Source organism: Streptomyces sp. ME19-01-6, from assembly GCF_033793745.1.
Classification (GTDB): Bacteria; Actinomycetota; Actinomycetes; order Streptomycetales; family Streptomycetaceae; genus Streptomyces.
Genome location: NZ_JARAXF010000101.1, coordinates 1 through 1,411, shown reverse-complemented (window position 1 = coordinate 1,411; position 1,411 = coordinate 1). Strand labels below are relative to the sequence as shown.

The following is a 1,411-nucleotide window of genomic DNA, read 5'->3' as shown; positions in this document are numbered from 1 at the left end:
TAGGCCACGGCTCGGTTCGCCTCGGTGCGGTCGCGCCATTCAGCGCCCCGGTGTGGGAACGACACTGTCGCGGCCAGTAGGTACCGGCCGTGCTTGGTGTTCGCCAGGTGCGCGAGCGGCGCGGGCAGCTTGATGCTGATCTCGCCGCCGGGGGTGACGCGGATCGTCTCGTTCCCGAAGCGTTTGCCGGACTCCCCGTCAGCGGTCAAAAACCAGCGGGCTGCCTCCCACTCCTGCCGCCACTGCCGGGGAGTCTTGTCTGCGGCGGTGAGGTTGTGACGCTGCTTGAGAAGTCGGCGCCCTCCTCGCACCACGGACACCCGTCCGGCCTCACGCTCGGCACGAACGCGCTCGTATTCGGTTTCCAGGATCTCCAGGCGGCGCGTCTTTTGGAACCACTCGTTCCGGGAGCGGTAGCCGCCCGGGGTGCCCCGGCTGCCCGTCTCACCCACAGGCAGGGACAGCCGGTGACGGATCGTGCGGATACCGGCGTCCAGCGACACCAGATGCTGCCACTGGGCGCGGCGGGACAGACCCCACTGGTCATGGGTGTTCGCGGTGACCGAACCCGCCCACCGCGACGAGGACTCGGCCGTCAGCTCCCGCTTGCGCTCAGCCCAGGTGTCCGTGGAATGGTTCATGCCATCCCGGCAGCGCCGGGCGAGATCACGGGACGCCAGGCGGCCCATGTGCTCGCCCACGGCACGCAGCACCTTGTCATCCTCGGGGGTGAGACCCTTGAGGCGGTCGCGTATCGACACCCCGGACGGCCCGTCGGCGACGAACGGGCGGGCGATCTGCCGCAGCGGCCTGCGCTGCTCAGCCAGGCTCGGCGGCCTCCAGCGCTTTGCGGGCGCGGTTCTTCGCCGACCGGCGCCCGTACAGGCGGGCACAGAACGACGTCAGCACCTCCACCATGTCGCGCACCAGGTCGTCTTCGGCCTCGCCGTCATCCAGCACAACCAGACGGCGGCCGTGCGCGGACAGCGCGGCCTCGACCAGTTCGACATTCATCCGCCCGAGCCGGTCTTTGTGTTCCACCACCACGCAGGTCACGTCCCGATCAGCCAGCAGACGACGGGCCTTGCTGCGGGTGCCGTTCACACCGGAACCGATCTCCGCCTCAACCCGCACCACACGGTGACCAGCCTTCGCCGCCCACTGCGACAACCGCGCGACCTGACGCTCCAGATCGTCCTTCTGATCACGCGAGGAGACACGGGCGTACAAGCCCAGACCGCCGACAGCTTCGACAGCCGCAGCCGCGTCGATATTCACCAGGATCGTGCGCGGACCCACACGCTGAGCGGGCACCGGCAGTGTCCCGTTCCTGAACCAGCGATACGCAGTGTGGGGACTGATCCCCTGCGCTCGCGCCCACTCAGTCAGATTCACGCGAAGATCATAACGC

The 1,411-nt window shown here is 68.6% G+C and carries 1 protein-coding gene and 1 pseudogene; both read right to left on the bottom strand.

The annotated features are described in order from the left end of the window. Nucleotides 1–761, bottom strand: a pseudogene (locus PV419_RS52790) (IS200/IS605 family accessory protein TnpB-related protein); the annotation flags it as partial. A gap of 58 nt (nucleotides 762–819) precedes the next feature. Then, a complete protein-coding gene (locus tag PV419_RS52785; RefSeq protein ID WP_319701231.1) occupies nucleotides 820–1,395 on the bottom strand; it encodes an IS607 family transposase in 576 nt (191 codons plus the stop codon). Between the last annotated feature and the right edge of the window lie 16 nt (nucleotides 1,396–1,411).